The 20,233-nt window shown below is 37.9% G+C and carries 20 protein-coding genes; 1 reads left to right on the top strand and 19 read right to left on the bottom strand.

The features are described 5' to 3' along the window. Positions 1-2: 2 nt before the first annotated feature. Genes PZB74_RS12515 through PZB74_RS12485 form a run of 7 tightly spaced genes read right to left on the bottom strand, consistent with a single transcriptional unit; the run spans position 3 to position 6,939 of the window. Positions 3-896, bottom strand: a complete 894-nt coding sequence (locus PZB74_RS12515; RefSeq protein WP_302236475.1) for a hypothetical protein — start codon at positions 894-896, stop codon at positions 3-5. 1 nt (position 897) lies between these two features. Then, the gene (locus tag PZB74_RS12510; protein ID WP_302236473.1) at positions 898-1,833 is read right to left on the bottom strand and encodes a nucleotide-diphospho-sugar transferase; all 936 of its coding nucleotides are present in this window, start codon (positions 1,831-1,833) and stop codon (positions 898-900) included. A gap of 18 nt (positions 1,834-1,851) precedes the next feature. Then, complete coding sequence (locus PZB74_RS12505) at positions 1,852-3,096, bottom strand: glycosyltransferase (RefSeq protein WP_302236472.1); 1,245 nt, start codon at positions 3,094-3,096, stop codon at positions 1,852-1,854. Further along, on the bottom strand, positions 3,086-4,153 hold the full coding sequence (locus PZB74_RS12500) for a glycosyltransferase (RefSeq protein WP_302236470.1): 1,068 nt from the start codon (positions 4,151-4,153) through the stop codon (positions 3,086-3,088). The genes PZB74_RS12505 and PZB74_RS12500 overlap by 11 nt, the downstream gene beginning before the upstream one ends. Beyond that, a complete protein-coding gene (locus PZB74_RS12495; protein WP_302236468.1) occupies positions 4,150-5,064 on the bottom strand; it encodes a glycosyltransferase family 2 protein in 915 nt (304 codons plus the stop codon). Before PZB74_RS12495 ends, PZB74_RS12500 begins: the two co-directional genes overlap by 4 nt. Further along, the gene (locus PZB74_RS12490) at positions 5,061-6,062 is read right to left on the bottom strand and encodes a glycosyltransferase family 2 protein (RefSeq protein WP_302236465.1); all 1,002 of its coding nucleotides are present in this window, start codon (positions 6,060-6,062) and stop codon (positions 5,061-5,063) included. Before PZB74_RS12490 ends, PZB74_RS12495 begins: the two co-directional genes overlap by 4 nt. Next, positions 6,052-6,939: an alpha-1,2-fucosyltransferase gene (locus PZB74_RS12485; protein WP_302242794.1), complete on the bottom strand. Its 888-nt coding sequence runs from the start codon at positions 6,937-6,939 to the stop codon at positions 6,052-6,054. The genes PZB74_RS12490 and PZB74_RS12485 overlap by 11 nt, the downstream gene beginning before the upstream one ends. 5 nt (positions 6,940-6,944) lie before the next feature. Here PZB74_RS12485 and PZB74_RS12480 point away from each other — a divergent pair, with 5 nt between their 5' ends. Then, positions 6,945-7,661 (top strand): sulfotransferase family protein, encoded by a 717-nt coding sequence (locus tag PZB74_RS12480; RefSeq protein WP_302236462.1) that lies wholly within the window; start codon positions 6,945-6,947, stop codon positions 7,659-7,661. On the opposite strand, the gene PZB74_RS12475 is transcribed toward PZB74_RS12480, so the two are convergent. From PZB74_RS12475 to PZB74_RS12420, 12 genes are all read right to left on the bottom strand, one after another. Next, positions 7,644-8,675 (bottom strand): glycosyltransferase family 61 protein, encoded by a 1,032-nt coding sequence (locus tag PZB74_RS12475; RefSeq protein WP_302236460.1) that lies wholly within the window; start codon positions 8,673-8,675, stop codon positions 7,644-7,646. The genes PZB74_RS12480 and PZB74_RS12475 overlap by 18 nt on opposite strands. A gap of 31 nt (positions 8,676-8,706) precedes the next feature. Beyond that, complete coding sequence (locus PZB74_RS12470; RefSeq protein WP_302236458.1) at positions 8,707-10,014, bottom strand: ABC transporter ATP-binding protein; 1,308 nt, start codon at positions 10,012-10,014, stop codon at positions 8,707-8,709. A gap of 32 nt (positions 10,015-10,046) precedes the next feature. Further along, positions 10,047-10,874 carry an ABC transporter permease gene (locus tag PZB74_RS12465; RefSeq protein ID WP_302236455.1) on the bottom strand — a complete coding sequence of 276 codons (828 nt, stop codon included), beginning with the start codon at positions 10,872-10,874 and terminating at the stop codon, positions 10,047-10,049. Positions 10,875-11,567: 693 nt separating this feature from the next. Further along, a complete protein-coding gene (locus PZB74_RS12460; protein ID WP_302236453.1) occupies positions 11,568-12,044 on the bottom strand; it encodes a hypothetical protein in 477 nt (158 codons plus the stop codon). Between the two features lie 255 nt (positions 12,045-12,299). Then, entirely contained in the window at positions 12,300-12,623 is a 324-nt protein-coding gene (locus PZB74_RS12455; protein ID WP_302236450.1) for a hypothetical protein, read from the bottom strand. A 676-nt stretch (positions 12,624-13,299) separates the two neighbouring features. After that, positions 13,300-14,601, bottom strand: coding sequence for a glycosyltransferase (locus PZB74_RS12450; protein ID WP_302236448.1), 1,302 nt, complete (start codon positions 14,599-14,601; stop codon positions 13,300-13,302). Positions 14,602-14,608: 7 nt separating this feature from the next. Next, the gene (locus PZB74_RS12445; protein ID WP_302236445.1) at positions 14,609-15,898 is read right to left on the bottom strand and encodes an HlyD family secretion protein; all 1,290 of its coding nucleotides are present in this window, start codon (positions 15,896-15,898) and stop codon (positions 14,609-14,611) included. Between the two features lie 104 nt (positions 15,899-16,002). Then, positions 16,003-18,186, bottom strand: coding sequence for a peptidase domain-containing ABC transporter (locus PZB74_RS12440; RefSeq protein WP_302236442.1), 2,184 nt, complete (start codon positions 18,184-18,186; stop codon positions 16,003-16,005). Positions 18,187-18,234: 48 nt separating this feature from the next. Then, entirely contained in the window at positions 18,235-18,696 is a 462-nt protein-coding gene (locus tag PZB74_RS12435) for a hypothetical protein (RefSeq protein WP_302236440.1), read from the bottom strand. A 99-nt stretch (positions 18,697-18,795) separates the two neighbouring features. After that, positions 18,796-19,017, bottom strand: coding sequence for a hypothetical protein (locus PZB74_RS12430; protein ID WP_302236438.1), 222 nt, complete (start codon positions 19,015-19,017; stop codon positions 18,796-18,798). Between the two features lie 175 nt (positions 19,018-19,192). Then, complete coding sequence (locus PZB74_RS12425) at positions 19,193-19,861, bottom strand: DUF4412 domain-containing protein (RefSeq protein WP_302236437.1); 669 nt, start codon at positions 19,859-19,861, stop codon at positions 19,193-19,195. 75 nt (positions 19,862-19,936) lie between these two features. Next, positions 19,937-20,134 (bottom strand): hypothetical protein, encoded by a 198-nt coding sequence (locus tag PZB74_RS12420; protein ID WP_302236434.1) that lies wholly within the window; start codon positions 20,132-20,134, stop codon positions 19,937-19,939. Positions 20,135-20,233: the final 99 nt, after the last annotated feature.

The raw sequence follows: 20,233 nt of genomic DNA, 5'->3' as shown, positions 1-20,233 counted from the left end.
CATTATACTTCAATCCAGGTTTTATCTTTTATCAAAGGAAATCTTTTTTCAATTCCAAAAATGGCCCGAGGATGCTGAAAACAATCTTTTGGCTGCACTTCAGGTAACCATTTGTGCTGAATATCTTCTCTAAGAAAGAAGGCATTGGTAGCATATCGGTTAGTTCCAATTAATCGGTATCCTTTCTTTTTAGCAAGTTTACAAAAAGCATTTAAAGACGCCCCGGCGTAGTCAGAGCCCCATTCAGTGAATTCAGCTTTAAAGTCTTCTCTATAGGGCACGGTTACTGAGCGTTCGGGACCTAAAAGATGATTAAACTCCAAAACTACAAGCCGGGGTTTCACTACTGTTAGTTCTTTCCACAACCAGTAATCAATGCCATCAATATCTAATGATAACAAATCTATTTCGCCTTCAACCCGCTCATCCAGAATCAATTGATTGATGTTATTCTTGGTGATCCACGCATGTTTGATCGTTGGGGGCCAATATCTGGTACTTGGATGATTGTGAAAAAATTGCCTGGCACTCTTAACATTAGCGGCATCCCCATCAAATAAAAGCCCTAGCCATCCATGATTTACTATAAGGTTAGCAGAATTGCACTCAACCCCATTGCCCGCACATACCTCGACACATTGTTTGTTAGTTGCACCAATCAAAGAAAATATATACCATATCAAACCATCTTCTTCGTGCTGAGAGTATACTTTAAAACCATGAGAATTAAAGGGCGAGGGGGCCGCGTTGTTTTGGTTAAGCAGGTTATACGAAAGACCTATATTTATCTGCTCAATGGCACTTACTGTACCTATCTGTTCTGATAAAGCTTTGGTCTGTTTTTGTAAGCCAATGGATAGTAATGTACTTAACTTTTTTATTAGCTTTTTCAACATTCTACAATACTTTAGTAAAAATTTTCTCAGCTTTTTTTTTCAGCATCCGAACAGCTTTATCTAGAATAGGGTCGTGTTTTTCCCAACCCAAATGGCATAAATCATATTCTACATCTGACATAACTATCGGATTATTTCTAATTAATGAATTTACTGGATTCACCTTTAAGTTACTCCAGGGGTGACCATTAGTAACATGAGTACCGCTCTGACCTATACACCCAATATTTTTTATCAGATTATGCGCAGGTATAATGGTCAAACCAGAATTCAATATTTTAGCAAAAGTCCATTGCAAATCCCATGTATCAATTTTCCCAGCCGCAAGTTTATCATACATTCCTTCACGATAGCCTCTAATCTCAGTTGGAAAAAAGTGTAGTATCAACTGTCTTATATGTGGAACTGCCCATGCTGTCAAATGAAAATCATAGTGCGCCCAGGCTCTCTTCCAACTAGCCCACCCCCAGATTCCGCCAAAATAAGAAAAATGATAATCCTGAACATCTTCTTTCCATTGTTCACAAATATTCAGACCGCTAATCATCATAACCCTTGAATCATCTTTATACTTCTGAAGTAAATGCTGGCAGAAGGGGAAGAAACTGTGATCAGGTACGATATCATCTTCTAAAATGATGCCCATATCCACATGTTCAAAAAACCAGTCAATAGCACTACTCACGGCTTTACCGCAACCCATGTTTTCTTCCCTAAACAAAGTCTTCAACTCACAGTCCCAATCTACTGAAGAAGCAATTTTTCTTACTTCTTCACATTTCTGTTCATCATCAGGGTGGGTGAGACGAGGTCCGTCTGCAGCTACAAATAACTGTTTAGGTTTAACTACACGGATTCTTTCAAATACTCTTTTCGTAACATCCGGACGATTGAAAACGAGAAAAAGTACTGGAGTATCGAGACTTTCTTCCTTCATATAAACTGATTCAACTACTTACGCTTGAATAATTTTTTGATATACTGATTCATAGTTAGCAACCCCTTCTTTTAAGTCATAAAAATTTTTAAGTGTAGCAGGTAGCTCTTTATACTGATTTATCGAATTCAAAAGGTGCTTTACTTTTTCTCGATACACTTCATCAGTAAAGTCCTCTAACAGAACTCCATAGTCAGATGTAGTAACAATTTCTTCTACATCTCCCCAGCCTTTGTTCGTCACAAAAGGTATGCCCATACTCATAATCTCTCCCATTTTCGTGGCAGAGGATGCCTGTTTGGAAAATGATGGCCTGATAAAGAATATACTTGCTGTACTTATACTTAACAAAAGTGGTACTGCTTCACGTGTTGCTGACTGTAGTATTATTTTGTTTTCAGGAATATTTAACCTTTTTAGAGAGGGATTTATTGCATCTGCGGGATCTTTAGTAACAAAAAGGAATACAGCATCTGGTCTGGATTCTAATAAATGCTTGAAAAACATTAACATTTCTTCTAACATGTACCAGGTGCCTAGTGAACCCAGATAAGTTAGTATAAACTGTTTTTTCTCAATGCCCAATTTTTGACGTAAATCACATTGTTCTTCTTTAACAATTTTTTTTGGGTTAAAGAGTGCCATATCCACACAGCACGGGATTACCTCTATTGGTATAGGTTGATTAGGAATGTCTTTCCAGCTATGGACGGCCTTTTTGGCAGCACGGGTTAAACTAATCGTATAATCTGCGCCTGACAACATTCGTTTTTCCTGCTTTTTGAAGAAGCGAAAGATGAGTCTGAAAAGTGGATTATTCAAGTTCCAGAGTCCTCCTTCCACCCGTTCATCCGCCCAGAATCCACGCATATCAAAAACAAACCTAACTCCAAATTTATGCTTTAACCTTATGCCTACCATACCTGATAAGTAAGAACGACTATGTACTATCTGAAAGTGATACTGTCGGTGCAGAGCAGTTGCTTTAATATACATTCGTCCATAATCAAAAATAGTGGAGATGACTGGTGGGTTTTTGTGGTAGATTAAAGGCACCCAACTGATCTGATGAAGCCCCAGCACAGTTTGAATATGATCAGCCAATATTTCATATCTCTCAGGTTTTTCAAAACTCAATAGTACGACCTGATAACCTTTTGCCGTTAGGCCAGCTAAATAGGGTATTACCTGTGACTGCCCCAGAGGATCTGTCATTCCGTCGTAGGAAAGATAAAGTACCGATACTCCTCTTTTATGATTCATAAAGTGCTAACAGTTGCTTATTATAGTGCGATTTGGTAAAATTCTGAGCCCGCTGACTAGCCATTTCAGCCTTATCACTCCATTCTTCCACATGATCCATGACTGATACCATCTTTGTTAACAAAGAAGCTTTGTCATTTAATGCAAAATAGTAAACAGATGCGCCCGCTACTTCTTTAAAAACTGGCAAATCAGAAACCAAACAGGGAATTCGAGCGGCCATCGCTTCTACCAATGCAATACCAAACCCTTCCCACTGAGATGGCATAAAGAACAAATGATATTGGCTAATCAGCTCTGAAATATGACTCGCTTTTCCTTTTAGATGCACATTTGAAAGCTGATTTTTGTCAATAAGCCGGACCAAAGTCTCACGCTCAGGACCATCTCCATAAATGTCCCACGAAAGTTGAGTGTTTTCTTTAAATAAAGGCGCTAGTACCTGCAGTGCCCACGGGTAATTCTTTTGAGGCTTCAGATTACCCACTGAAACTATTCGGCACGGTGATGTATGTTTATCTTTTACATTGGCTCTTACCTGAAAATAGCGATCCTCAACATAGTTATAAATAACCCGGCTCTGCTGTTTTATTCCAATATATTTTTCAAGGTCGCTTTTAACTGTTGATGAAACACTTACTGTATTAAAAGTATTGCGATATGTTACTCGATCCAACCAACGGTAAACCTTAGAATAATTGCTACCCCTGGGATCATACAGCACATTGTGATAAGAGTTTATCACGGTGATTTTCCGGCGGAAAGCGAGCCGTACTACTATGGTTGAGTAGTATAGATGTGAATGAACAATTGCTGCTTGGTGCTGGTGGACAATTGCTTTCAATTTTTTAATACATTGAGGTAACGAGCGCCACCCTTGAAATGCCAGACAATATGTTGGAATGTGATTAAGGCTATCTTTGTAGGCAAAAGGCGGCCGCAAATATACAACAATGTGCCGGAAGCTTGGAATTTGAACATTTGCATGCACTAACAGAGTTTCTGCTCCGCCTATACCTAATGAGTCAATGACATGCACAATCGTCTTCTTACTCATCGGGGAAAGTAAACAACTTTTGACGTGATAATTAAATCATATAACCTGAATCTAAGTGGAGCGGGTACCCAGCGGAAAAGGTTTGCGGTATCCACGGCCTTTACCCAATATGAAGACGAGAAAAGCCAAAACACAATTTTTTTCAGCCCCTTTTTCTTCGTTACATTTCTTAGGGTATGTTTCGCATACAATTCAGGTCTTAACTGTATGAGTGATTGATGCGCCTTTAGATAGCCTTTACGTCTTCTGATATAAGAAGCTAATGTATAATTCTCATCGTGCCATGCCTTTGCATTGGGAAGAAAAAACACAGGAATATTTCTTTCAAACGCCCTAACTGCCAAATCGTAATCTTCGGCGTCTCTAAGTTGCTCTTCAAAACCATGTAAAGACCTAAAAATATTTTGGCTTATCGAGAAATTTGCTGCCGTTATATGCAAAGTATCCTGATCTAATTGAGTGGGCTCGTTTTTCTGGTTATTGAAATGCTTCTCCCATCTTCTACTATAGTAGCATCGGTAACGCTGCATTTCAGTATAGGCTTCGCTCCAATCATTTAGCTGAGACCCCACCCCGATAGTATTCTGATATTTTTGATGATGATATAGATGTGCTTCCAGCCATTGTTTGTGAGGTCGCATATCATCATCTAGAAACACTAATAACTTACCCGTGGCGGCATCTCCTCCCCGATTTCGTACCGCAGCTCGCCCCTGATTCTCCTGAGCTATAATAGTTATTTTTTTCAATTTAAGACTTGACTCATTTAATAAGTTCAAAGTGTTGTCTGTTGACCCATCTACTACAACGATAGTCTCAAACTCCTGCATTGACTGCCTCTCTAAAGCTCGAAGTGTACGTAAGATTTTATGCGCACCATTATATGTGGGAATAATTACTGAGATAGTCATGGACGAATCAGTTTAAGTAGTCTTTCAGGGACCCACCGACAACGCATTTGAAGCTTGTGATAGAGGGCCAAATCTTCCGGCTTCAATAGCTCAGGCCTGATGTTCGATAACGCTAGCCGTGCCTTTTTTCGCTGATGTCGATAGTAAAACTCATCGGCACGCCGCAGTAAGTAATAATGAAGAGCTTTAACAACCAATTGAGGATATTCTACTTGATTAATCTGTACACCACTGATATCAGTATGTGCAGCATCTAATAAATTGTGAATGTTATCGTATTCTTCAGACAGATGATATTGATGAGCTAAAGCTAAAAACAGAGTGCCTGTTTCATGTACAAAGCAGTCAGGCTGAGAAACTGTTTTAGAAGATTCATGTAGCCTGAAGTTGACTAATACATCGTCAATCTCTCGCACATTATCCAAGCCAAACGATAACAGGTAGTTAACCCACCAGGCTTTGTCCATCACGTAGTGCAACCCGGCCGTAAGCAAACCGGTTTTTTTTAAGACATGTCTCCGAAAGAATGTTTCAGGTTGATCTATACGAGCCCACCCTATTGTTTTTTCCAGATTCGCATTATAAATATCTGTACCTTTTGAGTAGCGTACAAACTCACCCTCTTCATTGATAATTTTGCCTCTACCACATACTACATTTATATTATCATCTTCAAAAGCGGTTGCTACTGCTTTTAAAGCCCCCCGCTCATAGAAATCATCTGAGTTAATCCAGTTAACAATATCGCCAGTAGCTTTTTTTAAACCTTTGTTAATAGCTTCACTCTGTCCCTTGTCTGGTTCAGCCACCCAATACGCTAAATAATTCTCATACTTTTTAATAATTTCAATTGATTGATCAGTACTCCCGCCATCCACAATAATATACTCAATGTTAGGGTAATTTTGAGAGAGTACAGAGTCTATTGTTTGTTCCAGGTATTGCCCTTGATTGAATGATGGAGTAATAATAGAAATTATTGGAAGACTACTTTCCATGAATGGTGAACTTATCTAATGTAATAACTTGTTCTTGTTCATTTTCTATTTTGTATAGAGGTACATCTCCGTAATACGATGCCCATATAGAGAACGTACTAGGCGGCCCAATGATATAATCACATGCTGCTAGTAAAGCCAGATCAACTACCATATTTCGTTCTTCTAATACTACATCATACCCTTTGAACACACGCACATCTATGGTTTCATTAGAGCAAACAATGAATTTAATATCTCGCCCAGGAAATAAAGATTGGACTTTGTTGATGTATGAAATATACACAGATAAAGGAAAGAAATATTTCCCATTTAGAAAGGTCTTGTAATCACCTCTTCTAATATGTACGCCAACCAGAAGCGTATTTTCCGATGATCTGGCACTGTTGGCAATAGTGATGGCCTGGGTTAGATAGCAAGGCAATGGTTTAAAATACGGCTTAATTATATCTGCCGCCAAAGAGAAATTTGTTTCATCTCTGAATGCCCACCCTTTACATAACAAAAACTTTTTTTTTCTGGCAAGATTAATGAATTTAGCTGAATCAAGCGGCATTTTTTGGTACAGGCCAATGTCTAAGATACAGTGAATTGTGCTTTCATATATATTTAGCTTTTCTAAAACTCTTACAGCCTTATATATAACTTGATATACCATACTCCTAATAATATCAGTGTATGGCATACGCCACTTACTGTTTGTACTTATTGGAAACCTGACTAAAGCCTGAGGGCTCGTTTTCTCAAAAAATTTTGCATATTCATCAAAAGAAGGATTATATATTTTTATTTCGTGGGCATTACTAAAAGCAATAAAGTTAGCCATTAGAAAAAGTCGGTTAGCAAGTTGCCCTGATTTGTTAATAATTACTATCATCACATATGCTAAAGTTAGTTAGCCCTAATATTGAGGTTGTTTTATCATCGTTTGGTGGCGTAGGAACCACCTTTTTACTAGATTTCATTTCGCAATATAGAAGAACTAATGATCCTCACGATAAAGATGGGTTAAAACATTGCCCATATCCGCCGCTCAGTTTTAACAAGAATATTAAATACGTGTATGTTTTTGGTTCACCGGTTAAGGCTGTAATATCTCTTTTTAGAAGACAAATTTATGTTGCTCACTCTCATAAAATGTTAAGGTTCCATCCTCAATCAAAACCTCTTTCCAATAATACAACGTTGGAGGAGTATGCTCATTTATTAGATGATAAATTTAAATTTGAAAATCACTTTAATCAGTGGCTACAGCACTCTCCTTATCAAATCTTGTTCATCCGATATAATGCAATATGGGATCACATTGACGAAATACTTAGTTTTTTAGATATTCCTTTAAGCGAGAAAGGTAAATTTCCTGCAAAAAAAGAGCGAGCGTCCAATAATATAGATTTAGATGACAAGACGTTGTCAAACCTACATACTCTATACATGCGCTTTGAGAGTCAATTATCTAATTTTCCTGATCTTCTGATCACCAATTCGGAAAAAGGCTTTTCACATATAAAGATATATTTACAGTATAGTCAAATCTTGTTGAAAATATTGTTGATTAAATTGTGGAGGAAATCAGGTAAACTATTTACTCTTATTTAGCATACTTTCTATCGTCAGTTGTAACCTCTTGGTATCAACCCGCAAATTTGTATTTCTATTACTACTCTCAGAAGGTTTTTCACTAAATTGGTAGTAATAGGTTAGATTCAATGCTGATGCCAGTGAGAAATAACAATTATTACTCGCATCATTAAAAGACCTTATTTCTAACACCCGAGCCTGTTCTGGCATAAATAACATACTAGACAACCCTCCTCCATGATTAGATACCAGAAATTTAGCATGCTTCATAATACTTACCTGCTCCCATAGAGAGTAATCTTCAAGATAGATCTTGGTAAAACCATATTTTTCTAACACACCGCTCACTTCTTGCTCATTTACTGTTTTCCTATGTTTTGACTTTTCCCGACTGATGTAGATTTTATCACCCAACTCTTTACGATTGCCTAGGGTATTCGCCCGAAAAGCAGAACGTAAACTTTTCATTATATCCTCACGATAATTCCCGGTAGGGGCTAGCATTTCAGGTATTAGCAACTGGTCTACTAATGCCATTTCTCTATCTTTTAAAAAGACTACAGCTCCAGTGTCGAAAATTTTTAAACAGTCCTTTACATACTCATGAAACCGATCGTTTACATAGGGAAGCAATAGTGTTGAGGATGATAACTGATTTTTGATAGAAAATAGCCTGGGTAGTGTATCACAGAGCCAGTGAAAACCAGGAGTATTGGAGTATTCGTTATATGCTACTATTACCTTTCCCTTAACAACTACTCGCTTAAAGAATAAGGATTTAAACTTGAATCTTAGTTTATTATACTTTTCTTTGAAAGAGCTGTGATACAAGGATGGAGTAAAAACTGTACGTCCATTAAATACAACTCCATTAGAAATTACCTTTACAGCCGTTAAACAATATTGATGAGAACTCTTAAAGCACCTGTTCTCTTCGTGCTGGAAATAAGGCAGGTCCTCATCAACCAAATTTGCTGGCAACGCTCTCTTAACAAAGAAGGAATCAAAGATTTTTTCTTGTTTGACAATCATAATTGTAGTGAGAACTAACTATTTTAGTATACTATGCAGTATTACCAGGCCTCTGGTTCTGGGAAATTGTTTTCATTTCACTGCTTGTACTTTTAACCTCCCACTCTAATATCGGAGCAATGGGTCCGCTCCTTTTTTTGTTCCAAAGTAACGATTCACTAAGGTTCCCTTCAATCTTTAAATTTATTGATACTCTATGCTTTGTAGGGTTGATAAACCAACGAAGGCTTCTAATTCCGGCAACCAACCCAAAAGTATAATATCCATTGTTGAGAAGCCTTCTCGGCAGTTTTGATCGTAAAATGGTAGTATCACCATCAAAATGATCTTTACCAACTTCCTGCTGATCATAAAAGAATGACCAAAATAATACTTGTCCGTCTTCAGATACTACGTTATATCCAATTTCAAAAGATGAGTCATACTTTTTGGTCCTGATCTTGATAACTACCCATAGGTCTTCGTTATTCCCCACGGGAGATGTTACTTTTTGAAAGTTAGCGTGATAAATCCCAAAACTGACAACATCAAAGTACTCATTACTAAATTCATGGTTATTATTTTCCCAGATACTGTTCATATGTTCAGGAGATATCATCAAATACGATTTGATAATATCATTTACTGTGTAACTCGCTTCAGCAATTGTTCCCTGTTGAAATAGTACTCCTCTCGTGCAAAGCTTCCTTACCGCATCCATATTATGGCTAACAAATAGTACTGTCCTCCCTTCTCCGGTTACGTCTTCCATCTTACCTAAACACTTTTTCTGGAATTCAGCATCACCTACCGCTAATACTTCATCAATAATTAGTATCTCTGGCTCTAAATGGGCGGCTACGGCAAAGGCAAGACGTACCTGCATACCACTACTATAGTGCTTTACGGGGGTATCGATAAATTTCTCTACGCCTGAAAAGGCTACAATTTCATCAAATTTAGCTTTGACTTCGTGGCGTTTCATGCCTAAAATGGTACCATTGAGATAAACATTCTCACGACCGGTCAGTTCTGGGTGAAACCCTGTACCCACTTCCAATAAGGATGACACCCGCCCAAAGACTTCAAAACGTCCTTTGGTAGGCTCTGTAATACGTGATAGAATTTTCAGCAATGTGCTTTTTCCTGCTCCATTTCTACCAATAATACCGACAGCTTCTCCTCTTTTAATTTCAAAGTTAATGTCCTTTAGAGCCCAAAACTCATGTTCTACCTCAGTAGCTTTTGGCTTACTTTTTTTGAAGAGATTGCTCACACTCTCTCTAAAAGACCCTGACTTTTTTCCTCCCAGATGATACTTCTTCCCTAAGTTTTCTACTCTTATTGCTACTTCACTCATTTCAGTTGATATGTTTTACTCTCCATCACCCTTTATACAATATCTGCCATAACACGCTCTACTTTTTTGAAATAAAATAAAGCTGATATAAATATAACTATCATCAATGTAAATGATAAATAAGTATACTCCGAAGGAGGGGTCCCCCCTAACAGAGACCACCGAAAACCTTCAATTACTCCAGCCATAGGGTTAAGGTAGTATACTACAGTAGCCCATTTTGGTAAATTATCAATTACTGCACTAGCAGGGTATGCAGTTGGCGTGGCATATAAGCCAAACTGAACCAAAAAAGGTACCACATGCTGAAAATCGCGATATCGTATAGTTAAAGCACTTAACCAAATTCCAACGGCTAAGGCAGAGACGATTGTAAGCACTATAAAAACAGGAAAGTATATAATGTTTGAAGAGGGAGTGACCTGATAAGCCAACATCAAAGCTATTATAAATGATAAACCAATGGCAAAATCCACAAAACCTACAACAGCTTTTGAGAGCGGGATTACTAAACGAGGAAAGTATATTTTTTTGACCATGCCTTGAGCACTGATAATGGAGTTGCCAGACTCTTTCATGACAAATGCAAAGTATGTCCATGAAGCCATTCCGCAAACTGCAAACAAAGGGTAGGGAATGCCTCCTGTATCCACTTTTACTGCCTTTCCAAATACTACAGTAAATATAGTGAGAGTAGCCAAAGGCTGTAATAATGCCCAGCTTAAACCTAAAGCTGTTTGAGCATAACGGACTCTTAAGTCCCGATAAGCCAGAATATAAAATAAATCTTTGTAATGAAGAAGTTCTTTGAGGTTCAGTAATTTACTACGCTTTTCTGCATCTACAACCAAATGAACCATAGTGAGAAATGACTATTCGTTAATACTATTTATACATACACGAGGCCAAGTTAGGATGAAATACTGATAAGAAAAATATTAATGAACTTAAACTACCCTTGAGTAATGTTTTATAGACAAGCAACATATTTGAAAATGACAAAGCTTATCTTATACATAATTGAGTCAGCTTCTCTTTTAAAAAAACCTCGCTACCTACAAGTCTAATCTTGACTCTAACTGTTTTTTAGACATTCTGTAAACCTGTGAATATTTAACAAAGGTTTAGGCAGAACCCGAGTTGAATCGTGCTAATCTCTTGATAGCTTACCCCATGATAAAGTAATAAGCACGTCTACTCTTCTACACTCTTAACCAAAGCCTTACTTTCGATACAGCATATGAAACAATACTGGTTATCAGATAGTTACGTTAATTTAGCAACAAATTAGCAGCGAAAAATAATAAATTAAGGAAGACAAAAGACAACTAAAAGCAAATAGAATTAAACTACAAGTTATAAGACTATACTTCTATTCTGTTAGATTAAAATGTTTCACGCTATGAAATAAGGAATATCACTGAAAGCTTTTATAAGGAAAAAAGAACACATTCCTGAATATTTTTATAAGAATTTTCATATTATGGTTAACTCATTCCAGTAGTATTCTGATCAATAGGTGTATCAGCAAGTCGTGTTCGCCTATGGTAATCTCAATTAGATTCTAAAACTTTTAATAGTTCAATAATACTTTCAGAATCTTCGTATTTTACATTATGCTTTTTTACATGATCATTGAATACATTTTTCTTGTCTTTATATGATTTCTTCAATTGATTCATATTAGCAAATTGCTTAAGCTTGCCTTTTTTCTCTAACCAGTACAAAAAATAAGATTCTACTTCAAAATCGTCTGGTAATGTTAAGTTGTAAATACTTCCTCTCAAATGTGCGGCAGAGTAGGTACTAATAGCCGAAGTTTGAGATGTCCCGCCCAGTCCGGCATCTTTGCCTCGTTCTTTCAAATCGCTTTTGTGTTCGACATATAAATCCCATTTTGAATCATGTATCAATTCAACAAATTTATTGTTCAATACGACAAATTTTCTTTCTCCAATAAAAACCGAATATATACGCTCTAGGTCTGTCTTTGAAATTGCTAATTTGTTGCCTTTATTATCGAAGATCATTGGTCAAAGAGTTATAATTTAGCAATCTGGCTTCTTTTTACCTGTCTTTAACAGAATAATTCCTTGAGTGAACTCAGGAAAAAGATAATGGGTCATTTCGGCAGTTTCAACCTGTGCATAGGATGAAATAGAGATCATGTTGGCAATGCAAATACAAAAAATATGTTTCATAGGATCAAAGTTGTTAGTGTCTTTTCAATTGCAAATATCAACCTGTGGTATTGTCTAACACTGAGTATAGCCGTTGTAATGGTGTCAAATATATTGAGTCAAAACATCATGTCTTTTCCATAAAACAGGCTTCCAACCTTTTTTATGGATTAAATATTGAAGTACACCTGCGCGTTGTTCATTAAATCCCTTTTTCTTCCATGATGCATGTTTATCAAAGCTATACTCTGGTTTTAAATTTCCACTGTTTTCTATGGATGTTTGTCTTGGTACTATTGTCTGAATATTATTACATATTTTACAACTTGCTGAAAGATGTATATCTTTCAGCGTTTTGAAATGTATATGACTAAATACTCCAGAAATACTTTTCCCATTCTGTTTTAAAGAAAAAACTGCTGCAACCATAATCTACAGTAGTATCTCCTTTACTAATGTTAATGTCATTCACTAATTCTCCATCTCCAATGAAATATTGATTGAGGTAATTTCTGTCTTTTACTATTCCAGGAAAAAAAAATCATTAAGAGGAATAATCCTTCCACTTCTATAAACAATTGCATTTTTCGTCTCACATATATTTATGCAGTTTTCAACCCATGATCTGGAAGGTATAATATCGTCATCCAATAGACTTTATTATGGTTAGTTTATTAGGCCGATAAACTTGCGTTAACAGTTTGTCTAAGACACTCAAAGTCCTCTTCGAGTGACTATGAGAAAGGTAAAACATCGCCTACAAAATAAACCGTAATAATCTTTAATATCCATGTATAAGTTGTCTCTGCATGTTTGGCCAAAGTATACCTTCCATAGTACTTCAAATTTACAGTAGCTTTAAAAGCTTCCACAAAAGGATATTTCTTCATGCATTTATCCACACTTACATAATCACCACATTGGTATAACCAAATATAGCTAGGTAGCATTGTTTGTTGAAGCAAAGCTTCTACTTGCTCTACTAATTTATTTCTTTCAATACCGTTAGGGTCACCGTTAAATCAGTGTATTTATTATGTACATATTCAAGTTTTTGAGGAAATAATTTATATTTCTAACAGGTGAGATTTACCATATTGAGAGTTTATAAAAGTTGAATTGACTCATCTGATCTACACTTTTGTCTCATTTTCTCCTTTATGCTAAAGATCCTATTGATTTTGCCAAGAATTACCTCCGGTTTGTCTTTATCTATTTTACCAAATAATCCATGACCATTGACAAACACCCTGACCGCATTTCCTGGCTGATCTACCTTTTTGTTAAGTGGATAAACCAACATGGGCACCCCCGCTTGTAGGCATTCTTTAATAGAATTATGTCCGCCATGTGTAATCATCATATCACTGTATTGTAATATATCCAGTTGTGGCACCTGCTTGAATACAAAAATGTGATGACTATTAACCAAGAAACTTGAATTTAGATTGCTAGTAGAGATCACAAGTGCTAAGTCATCATGTGGCTCAACTACATCAATAAGCTTTTTAATAAATAACGCAACTTTTTTGAGATGTAGGCTACTCAACGTACCGAAAGAGCAGTAGATGACTTGACAATTGGATTGAAGCTTTAACGCAATTATTCTTTCCCTGGTCAACCTATATTCCTCAGAAAAATATTTTTCTTCATTCCTCTTAATCGGAAAACTGATATAGCGTTCGTAGGGAAGTTTTTTTCTCTGAGGAAACTCTAACGCTTCTGTTCCTAAAATAATCGTAGGCACATTTTTTAATCCTATGAAAGCTATATTTTTTTTCTCAAAAACTTCTTTCCATAGCAAATCATACTTTTTGCACAATCTCTTCTGAAAATAAGCTTCGTCCCTGCCTAGAAAAGCTACTTTATTTATCCACCACCTTATCTCTATTTTGATTATATGTCTCTTCCACAATAACGCACAGATTAATCTTGACAAAGCAGTGTCTTTAGGAATGTAGAATGAATTTATAGGAGGTATATTAGGCGTTTTTTTGGTGGATAATTTTGTACTTAAGATGGTAACCGATTGGCGGTAAGCGTACAGGTATAAATAATAATGGCTTAGATGCGCATCTATGAATATTTTTTCCGGACGGTACTCCATGTATACTTTTCTAATTTCAATCACACTCCTATACCAAAAGCGGTACCGCTTGATAACAGCCCTACGATCCAGCATCGCTAAAAATAAATGAGAAACGAAGCTTTTAACCGTTTTGATCGAGTATTCGGTTGTGTAGTTTAACCTGCAAAATTCAAAACCCTGTTGTTCTACATGGTTTTGGAGATGAGGGTATCCTGTAAAAACTACCCTGTAAGCACGCTTCTTAAATTCAGGGGCCAAACCAAAGCAAGCATTATAATGGCTGGGATAGGGCAGTATAATGAACAAAACAGTTTTCATTGGTTATTTATTGGTCAAAGATGCTTCGGATGCTATAGAATATCCTTTCCATCATGCTCAAGTCCTCAGTAATGATTTCCGCATTGCCCATCATCTCGGGACTAAAATCAAGTAGTTTGTTGTAGGAAGTAGTAAGCCCTTTTGGCAATTCAATTTCTGCCCGGTAAGAATTTTCATTGGCCAAGAGTGCAATACTTTTGATCGTGCCGTATACCTGCCCATACTCTTGGTAGGGATAATTGTTAAACTTGATTCTGACCTCCTGCCCTGCCTCTACTTTACCAAATCCTTGTGAGGGGACGTTCATGATACCCAAAAACTTTTCATTTTCGGGCACTACGCCAAAAATAAACTCCCCGCTTTGGATAAACTGATTATTATTGAGAGGCTTCAAATACGATAATTTCCCGGCCATGGGTGAAGTAATGATATAACTCTTTTGCCAATCATTGATTTGATTGAGGATAGCGTGCAGATTCAGGGCAATCCCTTCCCGGAAATTTCTTTCTTTTTCTTCCTGATTGTGACGGATATCCAGTAATTGCTTTTCCAGTTCAATCAAAGTAATCCGGTTTTGTGTTGTTGCCTTCTTTAGGTTCTCCACTTCCTGCTGTCGCTGCCGGAAAGCAGATTCTTCCTGGAAAAATTGTAGTTTGGCCAACACTCCTTCTTTATAAAGCAGCTGGTCGGCTTTGTATTTTTCTTCCGCATTCGCCAGTTCATTTAAGGATATTTGGGATTGTTGCTCCGTAATAGCTACTAACTGATCATACTGTTTGATTTTCTGTTTCAGGTTCCTGACTTCTTCTTTTTGATAGACATCCGTAGCCCATTGATGATAATCCATGCATAACTTCTTGAGGGCATTGTATTCTGTTTGTATAGCTCCGAAAACATATTGGCTATCGGAAAAATCTATGGCTAGCTTAGGATGCTCAAGGATGTTTTCAACTTGTACCACGAAAGCTTTCATATATTCCATTCCCTCCCCAGAAATGGGGTTTTCTATCTCTGCCAGTTTATCATGGGTTGCCACGACTTGTCCTTCTTCCACTAATAAACCGGTAATCTTTCCGCTACTATTGGCCACAATTTTAATAGGTGGGTTTTGTGTAGTTAACATCATCTCCCCGGAAATAACATCAGGATATCTCACCAAATTGGCGATCAAGATTAATAAGACGATGAGCAACAAAATTACAGCCAATCCCCAGCGGATCATCCATGATGGTGGTGCATCCAGTACTTCCTGCACTTCCTCTGAGCGTAACTCTATTTCTGGTAAAGTTCTGGGCATAGGTTTTATTTTTACTGTTCTGGCGCGCGTTTTCAACGCATGCCCCTTTTCTTGTACTTATTCAGAGTCTGCGACACTTCCACTGCGGGTAACGCTAAGGGGGATCACAACTCCAACTGGTTCTTCACCAGTTTATAGTAGCCATTGCGTTCGCCTACCAGTCTCTGGTGATCACCTGTCTCTACAATTTCCCCCTCATCCAATACCACAATCTGGTCGGCATTCCTGACCGTACTCAGACGATGGGCAATGATGATAACCGTCTTGCCCTGAAAAAAGCGGTTAAGGTTATCCATAATAGTCCGTTCATTGTTTGCATCTAGGGCGGAAGTGGCCTCGTCAAAAAAGATAAAGTCAGGGTTTTTGTACACTGCCCGGGCAATTAATAAACGCTGCTTCTGACCGCTGCTGATCCCTACTCCTTCGTTTCCTATTTTGGTGTTATAACTCTTAGGCAGACCTTCTATAAAGTCTTTGATATTGGCAATTTCCACCGCCTGTTGCAGTTTATCCTTGTCTATATAATCCTCGCCCACGGCAATGTTGGCGGCGATGCTATCATTGAACAAATAGCCTTCCTGCATCACCACGCCGAAATGTGCCCGCCAGCTATTTTGGGAAATATTGTCCAGTTGCACCTTACCCAGTTTTATCTCCCCTTGTTGGGGCTGATAGAATTTCATTAGCAATTTCATCAGCGTGGTCTTGCCGCTACCGCTTACGCCTACAATCGCTGTAATTTTCCGGGCAGGAATGTGCAGGTTGATGTTTTTTAGAACGGGTTCGTCGGCACCGGCATATTTAAAAGACAGTTGATGGATAATGATGTCCTGCCTTACATCAATATCTTTTATTTTCTGCTCATCCTGCGGTTCTTCATCCTCTTTGTTGTGAATTTCCCCCAAACGCTCCAAACTGATCTGGGCATCCTGCACCGATTGAATAAAGCCCACGATCTGAACCACCGGGGCATTGAGCTGGCCGATAATATACTGTACCGCCAGCATCATCCCCAGCGTAAGTTCACCTTTGACTACCAGGGTAGCCGCCACCACTGTAATCACAATATTTTTAAGTTGGTCAATGAATTTGGAACCTACCCCTTGTGTTTGCTCTAGGGCCAGGGTTTTCATAGCAACTTTATAGAGCCTGATCTGGATAAACTCCCAACTCCACCGCTTTTGCTTCTCCGCATTGTGCAGTTTGATCTCCTGCATCCCGTTGATGAGTTCAATCACTTTGCTCTGCTCCTCGGCTACATGGGAAAACCGCAGATAGTCAATCTGCTTTCTGCGCTTCAGGAAAATAACAATCCAAAGGATATAAATAGCGCTTCCTATCGCGAAAATGCTAAAGATGCTGAGGCTGTAGTACGCTAACACAAAACTAAACACCAGGATGTTGGCAAAGGAAAATAATGTACTTAAAGTAGTATTGGTAAGCAGCCGTTCTATCCGATTATGGTCATTGATGCGCTGCATAATATCCCCGGTGATTCGGGTATCAAAAAAGCTGATGGGCAGGTGCATCAGTTTGATAAAGAAATCGGATACCAGGGAAATACTGATACGGGTACTCAGATGGAGCAGCACCCAGCCCCGGATGACTTCTATGCTTATACTGCCCAGAAAAAGCATGAGTTGCGCCAGTAAAATCAGGTAGATGAAGCCAATATCCTGGTTTTGTATACCTACATCTACAATACTCTGGGTAAGGAAAGGAAAAATCAATTGTAACAGGCTACCCGCCGCCAAGCCCAGTACCAATTGGAATAATAAGTTTTTGTAGCGGAACAGATATTTGTACAGATAAGAAAAACTATGTCTTTGTTCCGCTTCCCATTCATTTTTGTAAAAGCTGGGTGTAGGTTCCAGTAGCAGGGCAATACCTTCCGGTGTATTATCTTCTGCATTCTTACCCATCCACTTTTCCAGGAAATTATCTTTACTGAATACCGTTAAGCCCCGGGCGGGGTCTGAGAGGTAGATTTTATCTTTCTTCATTTTGTAAGCGACTACATAATGATGATTGCCCCAGTGGAGAATGCAGGGTAGGGCAACCTCTGTAGAAAGCGTAGGATAATTGATACGCACTCCGGTAGCCCGGAAGCCTAATTTCTCCGCCGCATCGCATAGGCTCAATAAACTACTTCCTCTACGTGAAGTCTCACTAAGCTGCCGGATTTTTTGCAAAGCAATGACTTTCCCAAAGTGCTTGGCCACGATCTTTAGACAGGTAGGCCCGCAGTCTTTATGGTCAGGTTGTTGGTAGTGGGGGAAACTTGCCAAGGTTATTTACTTCTGATAAATTTAAAATAATTAAATTTAGTAAATTCCTTATTTTTTTGATGGTAATCTAATTAGGACTCGGGTATCCCTCCGATGATCAAACTCGATAAATTCATCGGGCCTATCAATTCCAAATCTATCAACACATATTCTCATTTCTCTTTCACTCATGATCTCGAATATACCTTTGTTAAAAATCTGGCCATTTTCATCGTAGAAATCTATTGAGTGCGGATTAGTTGAATAATCAACTTCATAGCTTAGAATAGGCATTGAGGTAGGTTTTAGGGAAGAATTATCTCGATCCTCAAGAGGTATTAATGGTTTACCACCAGAAAAACGAAATGTATACTTCCCATCAGATGTAAACTCATATAAAACGCTATCTCCAGCATTGTTAATGCTATACCACTTTCCAACTTCTTGCGAACGCTGACCGAATGCATAATTGTGCAGTATAGTTATTAAACAGACTAGCATGAAATCGCAATAAAATAACTTATGTTTCATGATAATGCTACGTAAATACGCTTAGCCCATTAAATTGTTGAGGGCTAAGCGGTTGGTTCGTAAAATTGAAGACTTAAAAACTTAAAGTAAGTTATATGATTAACAAGAACCAGTGTATGGCATTTGCCCTATTTGAGTCCCAATTATAGAAAGGATTCTGCCTGTTTCTACCTCAAGATATGTTTTTCCGTAATATGGATCATTACCCATGTATTGATAAGTACATCCATCATTAAATCCATCATCATCATACCCCCCAGTAACCGTTCTCATCTCCTCCCTAGAGAGTTTTTCCAAAAAATTCACAAACTTTTTTTTCATGTTGTTCAAATTTTAAGTTGTGTTCCTACTCTGTTAGAGGCTTTTCGGAAACCACCTGTAAGAGGCATGAGCAAAGTTGCGCGGGCTTTGCAGTCTGCCTTTTTGTTAAGTTTGGCATTCCCGATGCAATGAGATTGCATCGGCTGAGGTTTAAAAAAATTTATTTTTCATGCCTTTACTGACCGCGATACATCACAGGTACGGCAAAATCTGATGAATCCAATGTCATAGGTTTTATTTCTATAGCCTCTGTCAACATACTTACTGAACCATCTGAACCTAAAGATTCATATTTAAGGGCAATACCTCCTAGAGAACCATCTTTAATGAGGGTGTTTCGGTACCCAAAAATTTTACCCAAGAGTGGTAGGTTCATCACCTTCAGTTCCTCAGCAATCCATATATAACTTTTTACTTCTTGCTGATTGTAAAATTCCAGCTGTATCAATTCGTATTTTTTGCAGGGATAACCGAGAATAGTGTCATTGGCGTGGATGAAATGAATTTTCCGGGGAAGATAAGCTTCTGAGCCTGTCTCCATATTTAAAGAACGATATTCTTTATCCGCATGGTGAATAGTATACCATGTAGTATCCTGGGTATTGACAATTACTTCCATGGAAGGGGGGCCTGTTAACGTTTCATTTCTGGGATAAACGAATTTGTAGAAAGTATCTTTATAATAAAATGTCTGTCCGTTTAATGTCCTGGAAGGAATTAGTTTACCCTCAAAGTCTTTTGTCAGAGACTTATACACAATTTTTCCTTCAAATAATTCTGGATTTGCATCCTGAACATAAAAAGACAGAAAAAAAAGTATGAAGGCTTGGATGGCGACTTGCATATTTGATCAATTAAGCTTTAAAATAGGCAAAAAGATTTGAGTCAATTTCAAATCTCTTTGTAAAAGCAATCCATATTAAGCACAATGTTGGTTCCAGGCTGCATCAGCATTGTTAATACAGACCTGATCATTAATACTGCAACAATAACTCCTGATTGAACGGTTGGTAGCACAATATTCCTCTAGTGATGTGCCATCCCCATACCCACCAGTAACTTTTCTCATCTCATCCCGGGAAAGCTTTTCCAAAAAGCTCATAAATTTATTTTTCATAGTCGTAAAAATTTAGTTGTGTTCCTACTCTAAATAAGGCTTTTCGGAAACCACCTGTAAGAGGCATGAGTAAAGTTGCGCGGGCTTTACTGTTTGCCT

The organism is Porifericola rhodea, from assembly GCF_030506305.1.
Lineage (GTDB): Bacteria > Bacteroidota > Bacteroidia > Cytophagales > Cyclobacteriaceae > Catalinimonas > Catalinimonas rhodea.
This window is presented reverse-complemented; position numbering and strand designations above follow the sequence as displayed.

Bases quoted from the DNA above. Each gene is read 5' to 3' on its own strand.
- PZB74_RS12515 (WP_302236475.1), bottom strand. From the start codon at position 896: ATGTTGAAAAAGCTAATAAAAAAGTTAAGTACATTACTATCCATTGGC.
- PZB74_RS12510 (WP_302236473.1), bottom strand. From the start codon at position 1,833: ATGAAGGAAGAAAGTCTCGATACTCCAGTACTTTTTCTCGTTTTCAAT.
- PZB74_RS12505 (WP_302236472.1), bottom strand. From the start codon at position 3,096: ATGAATCATAAAAGAGGAGTATCGGTACTTTATCTTTCCTACGACGGA.
- PZB74_RS12500 (WP_302236470.1), bottom strand. From the start codon at position 4,153: ATGAGTAAGAAGACGATTGTGCATGTCATTGACTCATTAGGTATAGGC.
- PZB74_RS12495 (WP_302236468.1), bottom strand. From the start codon at position 5,064: ATGACTATCTCAGTAATTATTCCCACATATAATGGTGCGCATAAAATC.
- PZB74_RS12490 (WP_302236465.1), bottom strand. From the start codon at position 6,062: ATGGAAAGTAGTCTTCCAATAATTTCTATTATTACTCCATCATTCAAT.
- PZB74_RS12485 (WP_302242794.1), bottom strand. From the start codon at position 6,939: ATGATAGTAATTATTAACAAATCAGGGCAACTTGCTAACCGACTTTTT.
- PZB74_RS12480 (WP_302236462.1), top strand. From the start codon at position 6,945: ATGCTAAAGTTAGTTAGCCCTAATATTGAGGTTGTTTTATCATCGTTT.
- PZB74_RS12475 (WP_302236460.1), bottom strand. From the start codon at position 8,675: ATGATTGTCAAACAAGAAAAAATCTTTGATTCCTTCTTTGTTAAGAGA.
- PZB74_RS12470 (WP_302236458.1), bottom strand. From the start codon at position 10,014: ATGAGTGAAGTAGCAATAAGAGTAGAAAACTTAGGGAAGAAGTATCAT.
- PZB74_RS12465 (WP_302236455.1), bottom strand. From the start codon at position 10,874: ATGGTTCATTTGGTTGTAGATGCAGAAAAGCGTAGTAAATTACTGAAC.
- PZB74_RS12460 (WP_302236453.1), bottom strand. From the start codon at position 12,044: ATGATCTTCGATAATAAAGGCAACAAATTAGCAATTTCAAAGACAGAC.
- PZB74_RS12455 (WP_302236450.1), bottom strand. From the start codon at position 12,623: ATGGTTGCAGCAGTTTTTTCTTTAAAACAGAATGGGAAAAGTATTTCT.
- PZB74_RS12450 (WP_302236448.1), bottom strand. From the start codon at position 14,601: ATGAAAACTGTTTTGTTCATTATACTGCCCTATCCCAGCCATTATAAT.
- PZB74_RS12445 (WP_302236445.1), bottom strand. From the start codon at position 15,898: ATGCCCAGAACTTTACCAGAAATAGAGTTACGCTCAGAGGAAGTGCAG.
- PZB74_RS12435 (WP_302236440.1), bottom strand. From the start codon at position 18,696: ATGAAACATAAGTTATTTTATTGCGATTTCATGCTAGTCTGTTTAATA.
- PZB74_RS12430 (WP_302236438.1), bottom strand. From the start codon at position 19,017: ATGAAAAAAAAGTTTGTGAATTTTTTGGAAAAACTCTCTAGGGAGGAG.
- PZB74_RS12425 (WP_302236437.1), bottom strand. From the start codon at position 19,861: ATGCAAGTCGCCATCCAAGCCTTCATACTTTTTTTTCTGTCTTTTTAT.
- PZB74_RS12420 (WP_302236434.1), bottom strand. From the start codon at position 20,134: ATGAAAAATAAATTTATGAGCTTTTTGGAAAAGCTTTCCCGGGATGAG.